Source organism: Streptomyces sp. PA03-1a (assembly GCF_033792805.1).
Lineage (GTDB): Bacteria > Actinomycetota > Actinomycetes > Streptomycetales > Streptomycetaceae > Actinacidiphila.
The window spans coordinates 26,472-44,992 of record NZ_JARAVO010000047.1; the positions used below are offsets into that span (position 1 = coordinate 26,472).

Below are 18,521 nucleotides of genomic sequence, written 5' to 3' on the forward strand. Positions count from 1 at the left end.
GTCTACAGGGCCTGGAAGAACAGTCTGCCATTCCGCCGGCCGACGACGACGCCGCCCGGGAGGTTGAGCGGCTTCTGACCGCGCCACGCGGTGAGCAGGCGGTCGGTCTCCTCGACGTGCCGGGCGAAGAGCGAACCGGCGGGGGAGCCCGCCGCGACGGCCGCACGGCGCAGCACCCGGCGGCGCACGGCGGCGGGGAGGGTCAGCAGCCGGGCGACGTCCAGCCCACCGTCGGCGTCGACGGCGGTCCGCTCGGCCTGGGCCGCCCACTGGTCGAGGGCGTCGGCGTCGTCCCGGGAGAGCTGGGCGGTGCGGGCCAGCGCCTCCACGACGCCCTTGCCCAGGGACTTCTCCAGCACCGGCAGCGCCTCGTGGCGGACCCGGGAGCGGGTGTAGGCGGGGTCCTGGTTGTGCGGGTCCTCCCACACGTCGATGCCCTGCGCGAGGCAGGCCTTGCGGACCGTGTCACGGTCCAGCAGCAGGAAGGGACGGCGGTAACGGCCGTTGACGGCGGGCATGCCGGACAGTGACCGGATGCCGGAGCCGCGGGCCAGCCCCAGCAGCACCGTTTCGGCCTGGTCGTCCCGGGTGTGCCCGAGCAGCACGGCGGCGGCGCCGGCGCGTTCCGCGGCGGCGTCGAGGGCCGCGTACCGGGCGTCGCGGGCGGCGGCCTCCGGGCCGCCCTGGCGGCCCACGGTGACCGCGACGGCGTCCACCGGGTCGAGTCCGAGACCGCGCAGCCGGTCGGCCACGTCGACGGCGCGGGCCGCCGAGCCGTCCTGCAGACCGTGGTCGACGGTGACGCCGCCGGCCCGGATGCCGAGCTTGGGCGCTTCGAAGGCGAGGGCGGTGGCGAGGGCCATCGAATCGGCTCCGCCGCTGCAGGCGGCCAGCACGAGCGGGCTGCCGCCGGGGTGGTCGGTCAGGACGTCCTGGAGTACGCGGCGGACCGCCAGGCGTATCGCCGCGACCGCGGGGTGGGGACCCATGTCCGGTTTCCCTCCTGGAGAGGCTGGGGGAGGCGTCGGGAACGGTGAAGATGACGCAGGGTAGCTAGATGGTGACAGACAGCGGGCGATACTCGAGCATCGCACGCTTACCCTGCGCCCACGGTCCCTCGGACGGGTGAACCGGGAGGCCCCGGGGCCTGTTGTGCCCCGGGTCGACTCAGGTTTCGCTCCGCCCGTGCACCCGTGCCACCCAGTCCGCGGGTTTGGCGATCTCCTGCTTGGTGGGCAGGGTGTTGGGGGAGGTCCAGATCCGGTTGAAGCCGTCCATCCCGGCCCCGTCCACCACGGAGCGCACAAAACGCTCGCCGTCACGGTACTGGCGCAGCTTGGCGTCCAGCCCCAGCAGCTTGCGCAGCGCCATGTCCATCCGTCCGGCACCGCTCTGCCGGCGGCGCTGGAACTTCTCCCGGATCTCCGCCACGGACGGCACGACGTCCGGGCCCACCCCGTCCATCACGTAGTCGGCGTGCCCCTCCAGCAGCGACATGACCGCGGTCAGCCGCCCCAGGATCTCCCGCTGGTTCGGGGTCTGCACCAGGTCGATCAGGCTGCGGCCCTCGTCGCCGTCCGCGTCGACCGACGCCTCCTCCGCGTCGGGCCGGTTGCCGGAGGAGAAGGCCTGGAACGCCTCGCGGAGCCGCTCGATCAGCGTCGACGGGTCGATCTCGGTCTCGCCGAGGAAGGCCTGGATCTCCTGCTCGATGTGGTCCCGCAGCCAGGGCACGGCCGTGAACTGGGTGCGGTGGGTCTCCTCGTGCAGGCACACCCACAGCCGGAAGTCGTGCGGGTCCACGTCGAGTTCGCGCTCCACGTGGACGATGTTGGGGGCCACCAGCAGGAGCCGCCCGGTGCGCGGCTCGCCCGGACCGGGCGCGGCGGGGCCGGCCGGCATGTCGCGGGTCGCGGGGGCGAAGGTCTCGTACTGGCCCAGCACGCGGGAGGCCAGGAAGCTCAGCAGCATCCCGACCTCGACGCCGGTCACCTTCCCGCCGACGGTGCCCAGCACGGCGCCGCCGGGGCCTCCCGGCTTGCGCGCCTGCATCTTGTCCAGCAGCGGCTTGAGCACTTCGCGGAAGCCGGCGACGTTGGCCCTGATCCACCCCGGGCGGTCCACGATCAGCACCGGGGTCCCGGTGTCGGCCGGGTCCTCCTGATCGCCGAACATCCTGGTGAAGGCCCGGACGTGCGCCTCCGACTCCTTTGCGTGCCGCCGCAGTTCCGCCACGACCGCGCGCGCCTCGTCCCGGCTCACGTCCGGTCCGGGCCGCACGAAGCGGGTCGCGGTCGCGACCGCGAGGTTCCAGTCGACCATCTCCGCACCACCGATGCTCGTCATCCCTTCACGGTACGTGCTTGTCCCCCTCCCCGGGAGCGTTCCTCGCGGGGGCGCGGGCGGCGAACGGGGTTGCGGGTCGGCCGCTCGCCGGAGGCTGGGGGCACCCCCAGCGGCCGCTGGGGGTGCCCCCATGCCTTGCGGAACGACGTCCCACAACCCCCTACGTGCGGCAGCCGCAGGTGGCGAGGCCGGCGGCGAGGCGGTCGAGGGCGGACTGCGCGGCCGTGGGGTTGGTCGTGCCGTTGGTCAGGAAGGCGAACGTGAGCAGGCGGCCGTCCGCGTCGACCACCGTCCCGGCGAGCGCGTTGACCCCGGTGAGCGTGCCCGTCTTCGCGCGGACGAGCCCCGCGCCCCCGCCCGCGGAGGTGAAGCGTTCCCGCAGGGACCCGGTGAAGCCCGCCACGGGCAGCCCGGTGAGGACGGGGCGGAGCTCCGGGTGGTCGGAGTCGGCCGCCAGCGCCAGCATCCGCGCCAGCTGCTCCGCCGTGAGGTGGCCGGCGCGGTTGAGCCCGCTGCCGTCCACGAAGCGGGCCCCCTCCAGCGGGAGCCCGAGTTCGCGGAGTGCGGAGCCGATGGCCTTGGCGCCGCCGGAGAAGGACCCCGGGCGGTCCGCGGCGAGGGCGGTGTGCCGGGCGAGGGCCTCGGCGATGTCGTTGTCGCTGTTGGTGAGCATGCGCTCGACGAGGTCGGCCAGGGGTGCGGACCGCACCTCCGCCAGCCGGTCGGCCGCGTGCGTGCGCGTGGGCGCCTTGCCGGCCTTCACCGCGCCGTCGATCTCGACGCCGCGCTTGCGCAGCAGGTCCGCGAAGGCCGCCGCCGCGTCCGCCGCCGGGTCCCACCCGCGGGCGGCCGGGCCCTTGAAGCTCTTGCCGTCGGTGCGGCCCTCGTCGGCCATCAGGGCGGTGACGGGCGCGATGTTGTCGTTGTGCCCGATGGGGTGGACGGCGGGGCCGGTGAAGAGCGAGGTGTCGTACGTGAGCTTCACCGAGCGGACGCCCTTGGCGCGCAGCGCGCGGGCGGTGTCGGAGGCCAGGGTACCCAGGGAAGCCGCCGTCCATCCGCCGCCGGGCTTCGCGCGGGCGGTCAGGGTGGGGTCGCCGCCGCCGACCAGGACGACGCGGTCCTTGCCCGCGGCGACCACGGAGGTGGTGAGCCGGTGGTCGGCCCCGAGCAGCGACAGGGCCGCGACGGCCGTGGCGACTTTCGTGGTGGAGGCGGGGACGGCGGCCGTGGCGGTGCCCTGCCCCCACACGGTCCGGCCCGACACGGCGTCGACGACGGCGCCCGTCGTCAGCGCGCCGAGCGCGGGGTCGTGCAGCAACGGGCCGAGCCGGCCCGCCAGTCCGGCCTTGGTCGGCAGCGGCGCGCCCTGCGGCCCGGACACGGCGGTGAGCACCTCGGGGGCGGGCGGCACCGGGGCGACCGCCCCCTTGTGGCCGCCCCCGCCGCCCTTCTTGTGGGGACGCGCCTGCTTCCCCTGACCGTCCCGGGAGGCGGCGATCGCCCGTTCGGCCGTACGCTGGCCTGACTCCCACGGTCCTGCTGCGGCCACAGCCGTCAGCGCCACGGCAAGTCCTGCGGCAGCCGAACCTGCCACCACCTGCCAGTTCTTCGAGACGGGCACCCCGGACCAGCCCCTTTCGCGACCACACACAAGCGTGGGAGACACTTAATCACCAGAAGTATGTGCTGATCATGGAGGACAGGCTGTGCTCGAGTTCGACGTAACGATCGAGATCCCGAAGGGTTCCCGCAACAAGTACGAGGTGGACCACGAGACCGGTCGTATCCGCCTGGACCGGCACCTGTTCACCTCGACGGTCTACCCGGCCGACTACGGCTTCGTGGAGAACACCCTCGGCGAGGACGGCGACCCGCTGGACGCCCTGGTCCTGCTCGACGAGCCGACCTTCCCCGGTGTCCTCGTGCGCTGCCGCGCGATCGGCATGTTCCGCATGACGGACGAGGCCGGCGGCGACGACAAGCTCCTGTGCGTGCCCGCCGCGGACCCGCGGGTCGAGCACCTGCGTGACATTCACCACGTCTCCGAGTTCGACCGCCTGGAGATCCAGCACTTCTTCGAGGTCTACAAGGACCTGGAGCCCGGCAAGTCCGTCGAGGGCGCCAACTGGGTGGGCCGCGCCGAGGCCGAGGCCGAGATCGAGGCGTCCTACAAGCGCCTGAAGGAGCACGGCGGTCACTGACCCCGTACGCTCCCGCGGCCACGAGGGCGGCGCGCTCCCTGCCGGGGCGCGCCGCCCTCACGCGTGTCCGGGGGCGTCACCCGCAGGCGTCGAGCAGCTCGGCCAGCGCGCCGTGCAGGGCCCCGGCGAGCGTCTCGGCGTCCGGCAGGGACTCCGCGTCCGCGAGCAGCCCGATGTGGACCCGGCGGCGGTACGTGGAGACGGCGACCGCCAGCGACTGCCCGCGGGCGAGCGGGGCGATCGGGTAGAGCTCCGTCATGCGGCAGCCGTCCAGGGTGAGCGGCACGTCGAGCATCGGCACGTTGGTGACCAGCACGTCGAACAGCAGTCGCGCGGAGGCGGCGAGCAGCGGCGCGGCGAAGCGGTGCGCGAGCGGCGGCACGCTGTCGGCCAGCAGCGCGACGGCACCGGGCCCCGAGTCGGGTCCGGCGTCCTTGTTGCGGTCCATGCCCGCGCGGACGTCGCGCAGCCGGGCGAGCGGGTCGGGCTCACCGACCGGCAGCCGCAGCAGGTAGCCGGAGATGCGGTTGCCCCGGCCGCCGCGCACGCCTCTGCGGCGGCGCCGCGCCACCGGGATCAGGGCGCGCGGGCCCGGACCCGCCGGGTCGTCGCCGCGGGCCTGCATCCAGCGCCGCAGCGCGCCGGCGACGACGGCCATGACGACGTCGTTGACGGTCCCGCCGCTGGTCTTGCGGATCCGGTGCAGGTCGTCGACGTCGAGGGAGGCGGTGGCGAAGCGGCGCTCCGCGCCGCCGGGCGTCCAGGCCGCGCCCAGCGCGGCGGGCCCGCCGGGGTCGAGGGAGGCGCGCAGCACGGCCGAGCCGATGCCCAGGGCGCGCCCGGCCTCGCGCACCCGGTCCGGCAGGGAGGCGACGACCTGCCGCGGATCGGGCAGCGGCAGCGCGGGCAGGTGGATGCCGGGCCCCCGTACCTGGGCCGGTACGGCCGCCTCGGCGCCGGGGCGCGGAGGCGGAGCCACCGGCGCCGGACCCGCCGGGGCGGGGGCGGCCGCCGTGGTGCGGGCCCCCTGGTCGAGCAGGGCGGCGCCGAACTCCACGGCGCGCAGGCCGTCGGCGAGGGCGTGGTGCAGCTTGACCAGGACGTAGAAGGGCACGTCGGGCGCGCCCTCGATGACGTAGACCTCCCACGGCGGCCGGTCGCGGTCCATGGGCCGGGACATCAGTTCGGCGACGGCGGCCCGGGCGTCGGCCCGGCGGACGGCGTGGACGTGGTGCCGGGCGTCGAAGTGCTCGTCGGCCGCCCAGGCGGCGCCGCCGACGCCGTACCAGACGTCCCTCACGCGCTGCCGCATCCGCGGTACGGCCTCGGCCCGGACGGTGAGCAGCGCGGCGAGTCCGTCGGCGTCGACCGGGTGCTCCGGGTCGCGGTCGAAGACGGCCACGGCGCCCAGGTGCATGGGGTGACCCGGCGAGTCCAGGTTCCAGAAGGCGAGGTCCAGCGGGCTCAGGTGCTCGTCTGCCAAGGCTCCATGCCTCCGAAAGGTCGGGTTTTGCCCCGGAACGGACTCCAGTTGGTGAAGTGAAACCCCTAAAACCGATTACAGTCAACTACGACCACGATACGGACAGTTAACATCAGGTTGCCCGTACGATCGCCGGGCGGCGAGGCGGCGGGGCCCGGAAGGCTCAGAAACCGCGGGTCCGCTTGGCCGCCGCGCGGCGTCGTGCCTGGTCAGCGCCGCCGGGCAGCTTGATGAACAGCCGCGCGATCTCTCCTCCCAGGTTCACCCCGATGGCCACGGCGAGCGCCAGCGCCGCCGCCTTCGTCAGCGAGGCGAATCCCTGGTCCAGGTGACCGCGGGTCAGCCCGAGGAGCCCGAAGTACGTCGCGGAACCCGGCAGCAGCGGGCCGATGGCCGCCGTGACGTACGGCAGCGCGGAGGCGTACCGGTAGCGGGAGAGCACCTGGCCGAAGAGACCCACCAGGCCGGCGGCCACGGCGGTGGCCGCGACCGGCGACATGCCGATGCCGATCTTCTCCTGGTGCAGCGCCGCGTAGACCGTCCAGGCGACACCGCCGTTGAGCGCGGCGACCACCAGCACGCCGCGCTCGCACTGCAGCAGCACGGCGAAGGCCAGGCTCAGCACCATCGCGGCGACCAGTTGCACTGGCGGGTTCTCGTAGGCCCGGAAGACCTGGTCCGGGTCGAGTCCGGCACCCAGGCTGACCCCGGCGTAGAGGATCAGCGTCACGCCGACGACGATGCCGGTGAAGAGGTACATCACCTCCAGCAGGCGCGCGGAGGCGGTGATGTAGAAGCCGGTCAGGCCGTCCTGGACGGCCGCGACCAGGGCCCTTCCCGGGATCAGCGCGAAGAGCCCACCGGTGATGACCGCCGAGGCCTGCAGGGTGCTCGTACCGGGCAGGTGCTGGCCGAACCGGGCGACCAGCACCCCCATCACGGCGGCGGGCATCGCCGCGGCGACGAACTGGTAGAACTCCGGCAGCCCGCGGCCCGCGCACAGCCAGGCCAGCCGGTCGCCCAGCATCGCGCCGAGCGCGGCGATCGCGAACACCAGCGGACCACCGCCGCCGACCAGCATGCTCGCCGCGCCGGCGAGGAGCCCGGCCGCCCCGGTCAGCAGCCAGCCCGGGTACGGGTGCCGGTTGCGGCGGATCTCGGCGAGCCGCCGGTAGGCGTCCTCCAGGCTGAGGTCGGCCGCGGTGACGTCGTTGATCAGCCGGAAGACGGCCGCGAGACGGGTGTAGTCGGTGGCCCGGCGGCGCACCGTGCGGTTGGCGGTGACCGGCGCGTCCACGAGCGAGGGCTGGTACGAGATGCCCAGCAGGGTGAACGTCACGGTCGGCTCGACCCGTCCGAGCCCGTAGGCGTGGGCGACGCCGAGCATCGCGGCCTCGACGTCCTCCGCGCCTTCGCCGCCGGCGAGCAGCAGCTCACCGATGCGCAGCGTGAGGTCGAGCACGCGCGGGACCGGTGGGCCGCCCTCCGCCTCCGGCCGCCGGGCGGGCTGCTCGGGAGCGGGGCGCTCGCCGACGGGCATGCGCAGCATCGTGCGCATCCGGTCGGGCCAGGGGGTCTCCTTGGAGAGGCTGACGACCGGGATGCCCTCGGGGGGCGTGAAGGCCGGGTGGGACAGCTGCGATGAGGTCCGCGTCCCGGGGCGGGCGAAGGCGGAACCCTGCGGTTCGGGCCTGGGCAGTTCCACGCCCAGCGGCGGGGTGAACTCCGAGCCGCCGACCGGCTGCTCGGGCTCGTCGGGCTCCTTGGGGTGCGCCACGGGATCCTCCTTTCGACGCGTGATCACTGGACGGTGCCGGGGTGCGCCAGAGGGGAGGGTGCGGTCACCCTCCCCTCTGGCACAGCGGGACGACTGCCCACTCCCTCCGTCCGCTAACGGCGGTTCGCGCGGTGCCGCCCGCCGGAGCCCCGCTGGAGCGGGGGCTGGCCGGCCTCGTCCTCGTCCGCGTACTCGGGTGCGCCGGGCAGCGGCCCGGGGCCGGCCTTGCGGGAGGCCGCGCGGGCGCGCAGGAACTCGATCGCGATCGGGACGACCGAGAGCAGCACGATGCCGACCAGGATCAGCTCGATGTGCTCGTGGACGAACGCGATCTGGCCCAGCCAGTAGCCGAGCAGGGTCACGCCGGCGCCCCACAGCAGGCCGCCGACGATGTTGTACGTCACGAAGACGCGGTAGTTCATGCGGCTGACGCCGGCGATGATCGGGGTGAAGGTGCGCACGATCGGCACGAAGCGGGCGAGCACGATCGACTTGGCGCCGTGCCGTTCGAAGAACTCGTGGGCCTTCTCGACGTTCTCCTGCTTGAAGAGCCTGGAGTCAGGGCGCCGGAAGAGCGAGGGCCCGACCTTGCGGCCGAAGAGGTAGCCCACCTGGTCGCCGGCGACCGCGGCGAGCACGACCAGCACGCAGACCAGCCAGATCGGATAGTCGAGCTTGCCGCCCGCGACCAGCAGGCCGCCGGTGAAGAGCAGGGAGTCACCTGGCAGGAAGAAGCCGATGAGCAGACCCGACTCGGCGAAGACGATCGCCAGCAGGCCGATTAGGCCCGCTGACGAGATGAGGTAATCGGGGTCGAGCCATTGCGGGCCCAGGGCGAGAGTCGTCACGCGCCAAAAGTATCAACGTGGTCGCGACCGAACCGTTCCCAGCCCGCGAACGCTCGGCTACGGTCCTCCCAAGCGTTTTACCGTGCAACACCGCAAGTCGCCCGTCACTCCTGAATCATCATGATCCGGCGGAACCCACATGACTCGCGCCATCTCCCTGCACGACGTCTCGAAGACCTACGGCCGCGGCGTGCGCGCCGTGGACCGCTTCTCCCTGGACATCGCCCCCGGCGAGTTCCTGGTGCTGCTCGGCCCCTCGGGCTGCGGCAAGTCCACGGTGCTGCGCATGATCGCCGGCCTGGAGGACATCACCTCCGGCGAGCTGCTGCTGGACGGCGAGTACGCCAACGACCTGGCACCGGGCGACCGGAGGATGGCCATGGTCTTCCAGAACTTCGCCCTCTACCCGAGCATGACCAGCCGGGAGAACATCGGCTTCCCGCTGCGCTTCGAGATGCCCGGGCAGGACACCGGGCCCCGGGTCGCGGAGACCGCGCGGACCCTGGGCATCGAGGACATCCTCGACCGCTACCCGGGCCAGCTGTCCGGCGGCGAGCGGCAGCGGGTCGCGATGGGCCGGGCCATCTCGCGGCGCCCGTCCGTCTTCCTGATGGACGAGCCGCTGTCCAACCTGGACGCCAAGCTCCGCTCGCACCTGCGCGCCGAGATCGCCCGGCTGACCCGCGGCATGGGCGTGACGACCGTGTACGTCACCCACGACCAGGCCGAGGCGATGTCCCTGGGCGACCGCGTGGCGATCATGCGCAACGGCGTGCTGCAGCAGGTGGGCACCCCGCGTGCGGCGTACCACCTGCCGCAGAACGTCTTCGTGGCCGCCTTCATCGGCACCCCGCGGATCAACCTCATGGAGGCGACCGTGGTGGCACCGCTGGACGGCGGGATGTGGATCGACCTCGGACGGCAGCGGCTCGTCCTCCCCCAGCCGCTGAGCCGGGACCACCAGATGCTCCGCATCCAGCAGGGCCGGCCGGTCATCGTCGGTCTGCGCTCGGAGGCCGTGCGCATCGACCGGCCGAGCAGCGCGCGGCCGGGCGAGGTGGTGCTGAGCGGTGTCGTGGAGCACGTGGAGTACCAGGGCCACGAATCGCTGGTACACCTCGGCACCGGCGCCCGCGCGGCCGTCGTGCCCGAACTGGAGTCCGCCCGTCCGGGCACCGGGCGGCAGCGCTCCCGGGCGGCGTCCCGGCAGGGCGGCGCGGCAGGCCTGGGCCGGCTGGTGCAGAAGGCCGCCGCTCGGGTCTCCGGCCAGGGCCAGACGGCCGTACTGGACCCGCCGGGGCAGCGGCCGGAGACCGAGCGGCCCGCCGGCGGGGGCGGCGACCTGGTCGTGCGCACCGGGCCCGACCTGCGGCTCCGTGCCGGCCAGCACGTGCCGCTGCTGGTCGACCTCGCGCACCTGTACGTCTTCGACCACGCGGGCCACCGGATCTGCCCGGCCCCGGACCGGGCACCGCACCTGGAGTACTGAGACTGCGCGGGACGGCGCACAGGGGCGACGATGCCCGTATGGGTATCGACGAGTACGGCGGCGGACAGTCGCCCCGGTCCGCCGTCCTGGTGGTCACCACGAACGACGTGCCGGGCTACCGGGTGGAACGGGTGATCGGTGAGGTGTTCGGCCTCACCGTCCGCTCCCGCCACCTGGGCAGCCAGATCGGCGCGGGCCTGAAGTCCCTGATCGGCGGCGAGCTGAAGGGACTCACCAGGACCCTGGCCCAGACCCGCACCGAGGCGATGGAGCGGCTGGTGGAACAGGCGCAGTCGCGCGGCGCCAACGCGGTGCTGGCGATGCGCTTCGACGTCGGCGAGGCCGCCGACGCCGGCACCGAGGTGTGCGCCTACGGCACGGCGGCGGTGATCAGCCCCGCGCCCGCCTAGCGTTGGCGACGATCGCGTCGTGGACGTACTGCGCGGTGCCCGGCGCGATCGCCTCGTAGAAGGCGTTGAAGCGCGGGTCCGCCAGGTACATCTCGGCGAGACCGGTGTGGATCTCGTACGTGCAGTCGTAGTAGTGGTCCACGATGAACTGCCGGTGCTCCTCGGCCAGGTCCATCGCCGCCTCGCCGTCCGCCGGGGCGCCGGACCCGCGCAGCGCGACCAGCCGGGCGCCCCAGTCCTCCTGTTCGGCCTTGATCCGCAGCCAGTCCTCCTTGGTGTAGGAGGCGGCGCGGCGCTGCGACTGCTCGTACGCCTCGGTGTCGCCCCAGCGCTCCCGGGTCTCCTCGGCGTGCCGGTCGGGGTCGTAGTCCCCGAAGACCTCGAACTTCTCCTCGGGCGTGAGGTTGATGCCCATCGTGCGTGCCTCCATGGCTCGTTGGACGGCGTCGGCCATCTCCGTCAGCTTCCCGATCCGCGCGGTCAGCAGCTCGTGCTGGCGCCGCAGGTGCTCCCGCGGGTCCGCGGCAGGGTCGTCGAGGAGGACCGCCACCTGGTCCAGGGGGAAGCCGAGCTCCCGGTAGAAGAGGATCTGCTGCAGCCGGTCGAGGTCGGCGTCGCTGTAGCGCCGGTGGCCCGCGTGGCTGCGGGCGCTGGGTGAGAGCAGTCCGATCTCGTCGTAGTGGTGCAGCGTGCGGACGGTCACGCCGGCGAAACCCGCCACCTGCCCGACCGGGTAGCCCGTGCTCGTGTTCATGACCACACCCTCCGGCCTCACGCCACGTGAGGTGCAAGTGCCATATTGGTGCGCATGCTGGGAATCACCGACCTGTCGACGTACGTGCTGGGCACCGTACTGATCGTGCTGCTGCCGGGGCCGAACTCGCTGTACACCCTGTCCGTCGCGGCGCGCCGCGGCGTCCGGACGGCGTACCGCGCGGCCCTGGGCGTCTTCCTCGGCGACACCGTGCTGATGACCGCGTCGGCGGCGGGCGTGGCCGGGCTGCTCCAGGCCAACGCCGTGCTGTTCGGCATCGTGAAGTACGCGGGCGCCGGCTACCTGGCGTGGATCGCCGTCGGCATGGCGCGGGCCGCCTGGGGCATGTGGCGCTCCCGGGGCACCGAGCCGGTGCCGGTGACGACCGCGGCCGAGGAGTGGCGGACGCCGAGCGGCCGTTCCGGCGGGCGCTGGTGATCAGCCTGCTCAACCCCAAGGCGATCCTGTTCTTCATCTCCTTCTTCGTGCAGTTCGTGGACCCCGGCTACGCCCACCCCGCGCTGTCCTTCCTCGCGCTGGGCGCCATCGCGCAGGTCTTCAGCTTCTGCTACCTGACGCTGCTGATCTTCGGCGGCACCTACCTGGCCGCCCAGTTCCGCCGTCGCAGGCGCCTGGCGGCGGGACTGACCTCGGGCGCCGCGGCGCTCTTCCTGGGCTTCGCGGCGAAGCTGTCGATGTCCTCGGCGGGCTGAGCGGCCCCCGGCCGGGACCGGTCGCCGGTCGCCGCCGACCTGCCGGTGACCGTTTTCACACGTATCGTGACGGTATGTCGCTGCACAAAGGTGCCGAGGGCCTGCCGAAGCTCGCCGTGAACCCCTTCTACGCCGGGGCCGACCCGGTCGCCGGGATGCGTGCTGCGCCGCCCAAGCACCGGCTGCCCGACGGCCCGATGGCGCCCGGCACGGCGTACCAGCTCGTCCACGACGAGCTGATGCTCGACGGCAACGCCCGGCTCAACCTCGCCACCTTCGTCACCACGTGGATGGAGCCCGAGGCCGGAGTGCTGATGGGCGAGTGCCTCGACAAGAACATGATCGACAAGGACGAGTACCCGCGCACCGCCGAACTGGAGCGGCGCTGCGTGTCGATGCTCGCCGACCTGTGGCACGCCCCCGATCCGGAGAGCGCCGTCGGCTGCTCCACCACCGGCTCCTCCGAGGCCTGCATGCTCGCCGGGATGGCCCTCAAGCGCCGCTGGATGAGGCGTACCGGCGACGGCGCCCGCGCGTCCCTCGCACGCCGCCTGACCAGGCGCGGCGGCGACCGCCACCCGGGCACCGGCCGCCCGAACCTGGTCATGGGAGCCAACGTGCAGGTCTGCTGGGAGAAGTTCTGCAACTTCTGGGAGGTCGAGCCGCGCCTGATGCCGATGGAGGGCGACCGGCTGCACCTGGACGCGGACGCCGCCGTCGCGATGTGCGACGAGAACACCATCGGGGTGGTGGCCGTCCTCGGCTCGACCTTCGACGGCTCCTACGAGCCCGTGGCCGAGATCTGCGCCGCGCTCGACGCCTTCCAGGAGCGGACCGGGCTGGACGTCCCCGTCCACGTCGACGGCGCCTCCGGGGGCATGATCGCGCCCTTCCTCGACGAGGACCTGGTCTGGGACTTCCGGCTGCCCCGGGTGGCCTCGATCAACACCTCCGGCCACAAGTACGGGCTGGTCTACCCCGGCGTGGGCTGGGCGCTGTGGCGGGACAGCGACGCCCTGCCCGAGGAGCTGGTCTTCCGGGTCAACTACCTCGGCGGCGACATGCCGACCTTCGCCCTGAACTTCTCCCGGCCGGGCGCGCAGGTGGTCGCCCAGTACTACACCTTCCTGCGCCTGGGCCGGGACGGCTTCCGCACCGTCCAGCAGACCGCCCGCGACGTGGCCGTCTACCTCGCCTCGCGGATCGAGGAGTGCGGGGACTTCCGGCTGATCACCCGAGGCGACCAGTTGCCGGTCTTCGCCTTCACCACCGCCGACCACGTCACCGCCTACGACGTCTTCGACGTCTCCCGGCGGATGCGCGAGCGCGGCTGGCTGGTGCCCGCCTACACCTATCCGGCCGACCGCGAGGACCTGGCGGTGCTGCGCATCGTGGTCCGCAACGGCTTCTCCGAGGACCTCGCCGACCTCTTCCTCGCCGACCTCAAGCGCTACCTCCCCCAACTGCGCGAACAGGAGCGCCCGCTCCACCCGCCCGGCGAGGCACCCACCGCCTTCCACCACTGAGCGCCGCGTGGCGGGGCACACGCTCCCCATGGGGAAGGACGAACAGACCAAGGGCACCGTCTTCATCGCCCTCGCCGCGAACCTGGTGATCGCCGTGGCGAAGGCGGTCGGCGGGCTGCTCACCACCTCGCCTGCGCTGCTGTCGGAGGCCGCGCACTCGGTGGCCGACACCCTCAACGAGGTCTTCCTGCTGGCCGCGCTGCGCCGCAGCCGGCGCAGGCCCGACGCGCGGCACCCCTTCGGCTACGGGAAGGAGCGCTGGTTCTGGTCGCTGCTCGCCGCCGTGGGGATCTTCGTGATGGGCGGCTGCTTCTCCTTCTACCAGGGCGTGTCCGCGTTCCACGAGCGCGAGCCGCACACCACGCAGGCCTTCCTGACCGCCGTGGCCGTCCTGGTCGTCTCCCTGCTCGCCGAGGGATCCTCGCTGCTCAGGGCGCTGCTGCAGGTGCGCGGCGGGGCCCGCGAGCACGGCCGCCCCTTCCGCACCGAACTGCGCGAGGGTGACGACCCCACCCTGCGCACCGTGCTCGGCGAGGACAGCGCCGCGGTGCTCGGCGTGCTGCTGGCGCTCGCCGGCGTGGTGCTGCACTGGACCACCGGCGACCGCACCTGGGAGGCGTACGCGTCCCTGGCGATCGCCGCCCTGCTGATATACGTCGCCTACCGGCTCGGCAAGGACTGCCGGGACACCCTCATCGGCGAGGCCGCCGACCCCCGGCTGCGGCACCGGGCGCACGAACTGCTGACCCTGCAGCCGGAGATCGACACGGTCACCGCGCTGCTGACGATGCGCCTCGGGGTCGACTCGGTGCTGCTGGCCGCCCGGGTGGACCTGACCGAGGGCATCGACAGCGAGACCGTGGAGGAGGCCGCGGTCCGCATCAAGCGCACCCTGGCCGGGGAGTTCCCCGAACTGGACCAGATCTTCCTGGACGTCACGGACGCCTCCGACGAGGACCGCCGCGCGGCGCACCGGCTGAGGCGGTCCCTGCGCTCCGAGGCGGGCAAGGGCGAGGGCGGGGGCTGACCGGTCGCCCGGCCGGCCCCCGCCCTCGTGCGGGTGGTGCCGCGTGCGTCAGCGCACGTCGACGTAGACGGCGGTGCCGTCGCTGTCGAAGTGCTTGGAGTCACCGAAGTACTGGATCAGCCACTTGCCGTCGGAGGACGGCTTGCCCTTCACGGTGGCCTTGCCCGTCGAGCTCGTGGTGCCCGACGCGACGTACGTCCACTTCGTCGAGCCCTTCTTCTGGAAGAACAGCTCGACGTGCCGGCCCTTGTACGGCCGCCAGGAACCGGAGACGTACTCCTTCAACGTGCCGGTGAAGGTGACGGTGGCGCCCTTCTTCACCTTCGTCGCGGACGCCTTGATCGAGTACATCCGGGTGTTGGTGCGGGTCAGCCGGACCGGCTTGGTGGTGCTCTCGGCGAGCTGGTCGGAGACGTAGTGGTGCAGTCGGTAGTAGCCGTCGAGGTGGCCCCACTTGGTGATCGTCACCACGCTGCCGTTGTTGTCGGCGTGCGCGGTGCCGAGGTCCTGCCAGCCGGTCTTGCCGTCCTTGGAGTACTCCAGGTGGACGACCTGGGGCTGGTAGACGGACGTCACCCGGTCGTACGCGGCGTACAGCCGGGCGGACAGGGTCACCTTGGTGTCCGCGGCGATCTTGGCGCTCGCCTCGGTGAAGACAGAGTCCGCCGGGAGGACGATCGAGCCGCCGGCGGAGACGGAGGCGGACAGGTAGGGGTCCGCCTCGCCGGCCGACCAGGACCCGTACGTGGCGGGAGCCGCGATCACCTTGCCGGTGAAGGCGCCCGAGGCGTCGGTGGTGACCGTGACCTGACCCGTGCCGCTGAGCGCCAGCGCCACCGGCACCCCGGCGACCGGCGCGCCCGTGGTGTCCTTGACGTGGCCGCTGATCGTCACTGCCTGGCCGGGCACCGCGCGGGTGCGGTCGGCCGTGGCGGTGACGATCACGTCGGTCTGCCGGATCTCCGGGCTCCCGGCCTCCGCGGTGACGGACCCGTGCACCCGCCCGTCGTCCACGGAGAGCGCCGCCCTCAGCCCGGACCACGTGACGACCGGGAACTCCTGGGAGGTGAAGGACCCGTCCGCCCCGGTCACGGCCTGCCCGGTGCTGTCGGGCCGCCCGTCGACGGAGTAGTAGGTGCGGGTCACGTCGACCGTGGCGCCCTCGACGTGCACCTGGTCGCCGCTGCCCGGCTGGACGCCGAGGAGCGTGCCGGTGACGGCCGTCGTGCGGTGGTCCTTGTCCAGCACCGTCCGCGTCAGGACGGTGCCGGTGAGGACCGGCCGGAGGGTGAAGTCCAGGGTGCCGGCGCCCGTGCGGGTGACGGTGTGGCCCTGGTCGTCGGTGGCGGTGACGTCGATGGTGTACCGGCCCAGGTGCGGCATGGCGCCGCCGTCCTCGGTCAGCTTCAGCGGGGCGCCGGACGGCACCGACCACCGCTCCCCGGAGCCGGCGAGCGACAGCGCGTCCACGACGACCGCGTCGCCGTCGCGCACCGTCGCCGTGACCGAGGTGACCGCGGCGCCGGGGACGTCCGTCCACACCGGCACCGTGAAGGAGCCGCGCTCGGCGTCGGCCGTACGGGCCACACCGATGCCGACCGGGCCCGCGTCGTCGGCGAGGGCGGGGGTGACGGCGAGACCGCCGGAGAGCGCGGCCACCGAGGCGATCAGCGCGAGGGCGCGCCGGGACTCAACGGGCATTGACGTACTCCGTCTTCGACTCGCTGTAGAAGTGCGTGGAGTCGGCCTCCAGGTAGGCGCCCCACGTGCCGTCGCCGTAGGCCTTGGTGTTGAGGCTGAAACGGCCCGAGGAGTCGGTCCTCCCCTTCACGGTCCAGTACCAGGTGCTCTCGCCCTTGGGCCGGAAGACGATGACGACCTTCCCGCCCTTGTACGCCTTCCACTTGCCGCCCGACTGGTACTGCAGCGTGCCGCGGGCCTTCAGCGCACCGCCCACGCGCGGGCTGTTGGGCGTCATGTCGAAGGAGACGATCCGGGTCACCGTGCGGTGCAGGCGCTTCTTGGCCGAGGCCACCGCGAGCATCCCGTCCGACTCGGCGTGGTACAGGCGGTAGTAGCCGTCCGTGTAGCCGTAGGCGCTCACCGAGAAGGAGCACTTGCCGCCGGAGGAGTCCCCCGCGGAGCCCGACTTGAGGGTCTTCCAGCCGGTGCTGCCGTTCTTGGAGTACTGCAGGGAGACCTGCGCGTTCCAGCAGGAACCCGCCAGCTTGCCCTTGGCCGTGACCTTCTTGTAGGCGTCCAGCGACATCGTGACGCCCGAGTAGGAGCCGGCCGTGGGCACGTTGACCAGGTGCTCGGCGTAGGCGAAGCCGGACACGTACTCCGACGGCTTGACGTAGGTGTAGTGGTACGTCGTCTTCGTCGCCGTCGCCGCGAGCGAGAAGTTCCCCGAGGCGTCCGCGGTGCCCGTGCCCATCAGGCCGGGCGTGGTGTACCGGTACACGTCCGGGGGCTGCGGGGTGGTGACCAGGGGCGCGCCGGCAAACGGCTTCCAGCCCTCGTCGGTCAGCCGCTGGACGGTGCCCCGCATGGTGAAGGTCTTGCCCTGGTGGACCCGCTTGGCCGACGGATCGGCGCTGATCCGGTACTGCACCGCCTTGGCCGGCAGCTCCGGGAGGGCGGCCGGGGCCACCGGGTCGGTGTCGGCCCCGCCGCTGACGACGGCGGTGCCCGCGGTGAGCGCGCCGCCGGGCGTCACGCCGACCGAGAAGGTGCCGTCGGCTCCGGACGTCGCCGTCGCCGAGCCGTGCTTGGTGTCGACCCCGACGCGGGCGGTCCAGTTGACCCGCACCGGAGTGCCGGGCGCGGCCGGGCCGGTCGTGCCCGTCGCGGGGTCAAAGGTCGTGACGGCGCCGGTGAGCACCGCCGACTGGTGGTCGAAGTCGGTGTGGTCGCGGTCGTAGGCGAGCGTGCCGACCCCGGTGTGCAGCCGGTAGCCGAAGAGCCCCGCCCCGCCGTGTGCGGCGCCGCTCCAGTGCTGGACGGTGCCGCCGGGCAGGCGGTAGTCGACGTCCACCGGGTAGTCGCCGAACGCCGTGCCCGCGGGCAGGCCGACGGGCCGGTCGGTGTACCAGCCGCGCTGCCACGAGAAGGACAGGTCGTCGGTCGAGGCCAGTACGGGCGCGTCCGCGGCCGCGGAGGCCCGGACGCTCACCTTGACCCACAGCGCCTGGCCGTCGGCCAGGCCCACGGCCAGGGTGCCGTCGTCGCCGGTGGTCAGACCGCTGACCGTCACGTCGTCGGCGAAGGCGGGCCAGACGGTCAGCGGTCCGGCCGCGAGGCCGGTGGTGAGAAGGAGAACGGATGCACTTCGGAGGACGGCAGCCCGATGTGCGCGCGGTATGCGCATGCAGGACCCCCCACAGGTCAGAAAGCGGCGCCGAAACGGTCAGCGCCGGAGGCCGAACAATAGCGAACCTGTGAGGGAGTTGTGGGGGGCGGGGCTCCCGTGCCGGTCGGCGGCCGTCAGCCGCCGATCCGCACGCCGTGCCGGGCCAGCCAGGGCAGCGGGGCGACCGACGAACCCATCTGCGGCGTGACACGGACCTCGAAGTGCAGGTGCGGACCGGTGGAGTTGCCGGAGTTGCCGGACCGGCCGATCCGTTCGCCGGCGCGGACCCGCTGTCCGGGGACGACCTCCAGCACGGACAGATGGGCGTAGTGCGTGCAGTAGCCGTCGTCGTGCCGGACCACGACCTGGTTGCCGAAGCCGTCACCGCACGCGGCCACCACCACCGTGCCGTCGCCCACCGCGCGGACCGGGGTGCCCGGCGGCACCGCGAAGTCCTGGCCGGTGTGGCGGTGCGCCCAGTGCGCCCCGGAGGCGTCGTAGCCGGCGGTGAGCGTGTAGTGCGCCACCGGGCGCACCCAGTGCGGGGCGCCCGCCCGGTGGGCGGCGGCGGACGACCGGGGCGGGGTCCGGG

General features: G+C 73.1%; 15 protein-coding genes and 1 pseudogene. 6 read left to right on the forward strand and 10 right to left on the reverse strand.

Translation table 11 applies throughout. The features are described from left to right. Positions 1 to 2 precede the first annotated feature (2 nt). From tilS to dacB, 3 genes are all read right to left on the reverse strand, one after another. Entirely contained in the window at positions 3 to 989 is a 987-nt protein-coding gene (tilS, locus tag PV341_RS13250) for a tRNA lysidine(34) synthetase TilS (RefSeq protein ID WP_499512522.1), read from the reverse strand. A 178-nt stretch (positions 990 to 1,167) separates the two neighbouring features. Beyond that, complete coding sequence (locus PV341_RS13255) at positions 1,168 to 2,346, reverse strand: zinc-dependent metalloprotease (RefSeq protein ID WP_500322717.1); 1,179 nt, start codon at positions 2,344 to 2,346, stop codon at positions 1,168 to 1,170. A gap of 160 nt (positions 2,347 to 2,506) precedes the next feature. Further along, positions 2,507 to 3,913 (reverse strand): D-alanyl-D-alanine carboxypeptidase/D-alanyl-D-alanine endopeptidase, encoded by a 1,407-nt coding sequence (gene dacB / locus PV341_RS13260; RefSeq protein WP_500357854.1) that lies wholly within the window; start codon positions 3,911 to 3,913, stop codon positions 2,507 to 2,509. A gap of 142 nt (positions 3,914 to 4,055) precedes the next feature. Between dacB and PV341_RS13265 the strand changes: the two genes are divergently transcribed. Then, positions 4,056 to 4,550 carry an inorganic diphosphatase gene (locus PV341_RS13265; RefSeq protein ID WP_431948302.1) on the forward strand — a complete coding sequence of 165 codons (495 nt, stop codon included), beginning with the start codon at positions 4,056 to 4,058 and terminating at the stop codon, positions 4,548 to 4,550. 76 nt (positions 4,551 to 4,626) lie between these two features. Here the strand turns inward: PV341_RS13265 and PV341_RS13270 are convergent, their stop codons facing one another. The 3 genes from PV341_RS13270 to PV341_RS13280 form a co-directional block, all read right to left on the reverse strand. Then, positions 4,627 to 6,033: a wax ester/triacylglycerol synthase family O-acyltransferase gene (locus PV341_RS13270; RefSeq protein ID WP_500322715.1), complete on the reverse strand. Its 1,407-nt coding sequence runs from the start codon at positions 6,031 to 6,033 to the stop codon at positions 4,627 to 4,629. A 163-nt stretch (positions 6,034 to 6,196) separates the two neighbouring features. Next, a complete protein-coding gene (locus PV341_RS13275; protein ID WP_500322714.1) occupies positions 6,197 to 7,810 on the reverse strand; it encodes a threonine/serine exporter family protein in 1,614 nt (537 codons plus the stop codon). A 113-nt stretch (positions 7,811 to 7,923) separates the two neighbouring features. Beyond that, on the reverse strand, positions 7,924 to 8,658 hold the full coding sequence (locus tag PV341_RS13280; RefSeq protein WP_500322713.1) for a DedA family protein: 735 nt from the start codon (positions 8,656 to 8,658) through the stop codon (positions 7,924 to 7,926). A gap of 139 nt (positions 8,659 to 8,797) precedes the next feature. Here PV341_RS13280 and PV341_RS13285 point away from each other — a divergent pair, with 139 nt between their 5' ends. Further along, the gene (locus PV341_RS13285; RefSeq protein WP_500322712.1) at positions 8,798 to 10,147 is read left to right on the forward strand and encodes an ABC transporter ATP-binding protein; all 1,350 of its coding nucleotides are present in this window, start codon (positions 8,798 to 8,800) and stop codon (positions 10,145 to 10,147) included. Between the two features lie 38 nt (positions 10,148 to 10,185). After that, positions 10,186 to 10,557, forward strand: a complete 372-nt coding sequence (locus PV341_RS13290; RefSeq protein WP_500322711.1) for a YbjQ family protein — start codon at positions 10,186 to 10,188, stop codon at positions 10,555 to 10,557. On the opposite strand, the gene PV341_RS13295 is transcribed toward PV341_RS13290, so the two are convergent. Beyond that, on the reverse strand, positions 10,538 to 11,311 hold the full coding sequence (locus PV341_RS13295; RefSeq protein WP_500322710.1) for a MerR family transcriptional regulator: 774 nt from the start codon (positions 11,309 to 11,311) through the stop codon (positions 10,538 to 10,540). The genes PV341_RS13290 and PV341_RS13295 overlap by 20 nt on opposite strands. 54 nt (positions 11,312 to 11,365) lie before the next feature. On the opposite strand from PV341_RS13295, the pseudogene leuE reads away from it, so the two are divergent. The 3 genes and pseudogenes from leuE (at position 11,366) to PV341_RS13310 (ending at position 14,577) form a co-directional block, all read left to right on the forward strand. Further along, positions 11,366 to 12,024, forward strand: a pseudogene (gene leuE, locus PV341_RS13300) (leucine efflux protein LeuE). A 74-nt stretch (positions 12,025 to 12,098) separates the two neighbouring features. Continuing rightward, positions 12,099 to 13,550, forward strand: coding sequence for a glutamate decarboxylase (gad, locus tag PV341_RS13305; RefSeq protein ID WP_500322707.1), 1,452 nt, complete (start codon positions 12,099 to 12,101; stop codon positions 13,548 to 13,550). A 28-nt stretch (positions 13,551 to 13,578) separates the two neighbouring features. Beyond that, a complete protein-coding gene (locus tag PV341_RS13310) occupies positions 13,579 to 14,577 on the forward strand; it encodes a cation diffusion facilitator family transporter (protein ID WP_500322706.1) in 999 nt (332 codons plus the stop codon). Positions 14,578 to 14,625: 48 nt separating this feature from the next. On the opposite strand, the gene PV341_RS13315 is transcribed toward PV341_RS13310, so the two are convergent. From PV341_RS13315 to PV341_RS13325, 3 genes are all read right to left on the reverse strand, one after another. Then, positions 14,626 to 16,278, reverse strand: a complete 1,653-nt coding sequence (locus tag PV341_RS13315) for a carboxypeptidase-like regulatory domain-containing protein (RefSeq protein WP_500357856.1) — start codon at positions 16,276 to 16,278, stop codon at positions 14,626 to 14,628. Then, positions 16,268 to 17,947, reverse strand: coding sequence for a hypothetical protein (locus PV341_RS13320; protein ID WP_500357857.1), 1,680 nt, complete (start codon positions 17,945 to 17,947; stop codon positions 16,268 to 16,270). The genes PV341_RS13315 and PV341_RS13320 overlap by 11 nt, the downstream gene beginning before the upstream one ends. Positions 17,948 to 18,063: 116 nt before the next feature. After that, on the reverse strand, positions 18,064 to 18,521 hold a 458-nt coding region (locus PV341_RS13325), incomplete at its 5' end, for a M23 family metallopeptidase (RefSeq protein WP_500357859.1).

Excerpts from the sequence above, each read along its gene's own strand:
- tilS (WP_499512522.1), bottom strand. The coding sequence starts at position 989 with ATGGGTCCCCACCCCGCGGTCGCGGCGATACGCCTGGCGGTCCGCCGC.
- PV341_RS13290 (WP_500322711.1), top strand. The coding sequence starts at position 10,186 with ATGGGTATCGACGAGTACGGCGGCGGACAGTCGCCCCGGTCCGCCGTC.
- PV341_RS13320 (WP_500357857.1), bottom strand. The coding sequence starts at position 17,947 with ATGCGCATACCGCGCGCACATCGGGCTGCCGTCCTCCGAAGTGCATCC.
- PV341_RS13255 (WP_500322717.1), bottom strand. The coding sequence starts at position 2,346 with ATGACGAGCATCGGTGGTGCGGAGATGGTCGACTGGAACCTCGCGGTC.
- PV341_RS13285 (WP_500322712.1), top strand. The coding sequence starts at position 8,798 with ATGACTCGCGCCATCTCCCTGCACGACGTCTCGAAGACCTACGGCCGC.
- PV341_RS13315 (WP_500357856.1), bottom strand. The coding sequence starts at position 16,278 with ATGCCCGTTGAGTCCCGGCGCGCCCTCGCGCTGATCGCCTCGGTGGCC.
- PV341_RS13310 (WP_500322706.1), top strand. The coding sequence starts at position 13,579 with ATGGGGAAGGACGAACAGACCAAGGGCACCGTCTTCATCGCCCTCGCC.
- PV341_RS13295 (WP_500322710.1), bottom strand. The coding sequence starts at position 11,311 with ATGAACACGAGCACGGGCTACCCGGTCGGGCAGGTGGCGGGTTTCGCC.
- gad (WP_500322707.1), top strand. The coding sequence starts at position 12,099 with ATGTCGCTGCACAAAGGTGCCGAGGGCCTGCCGAAGCTCGCCGTGAAC.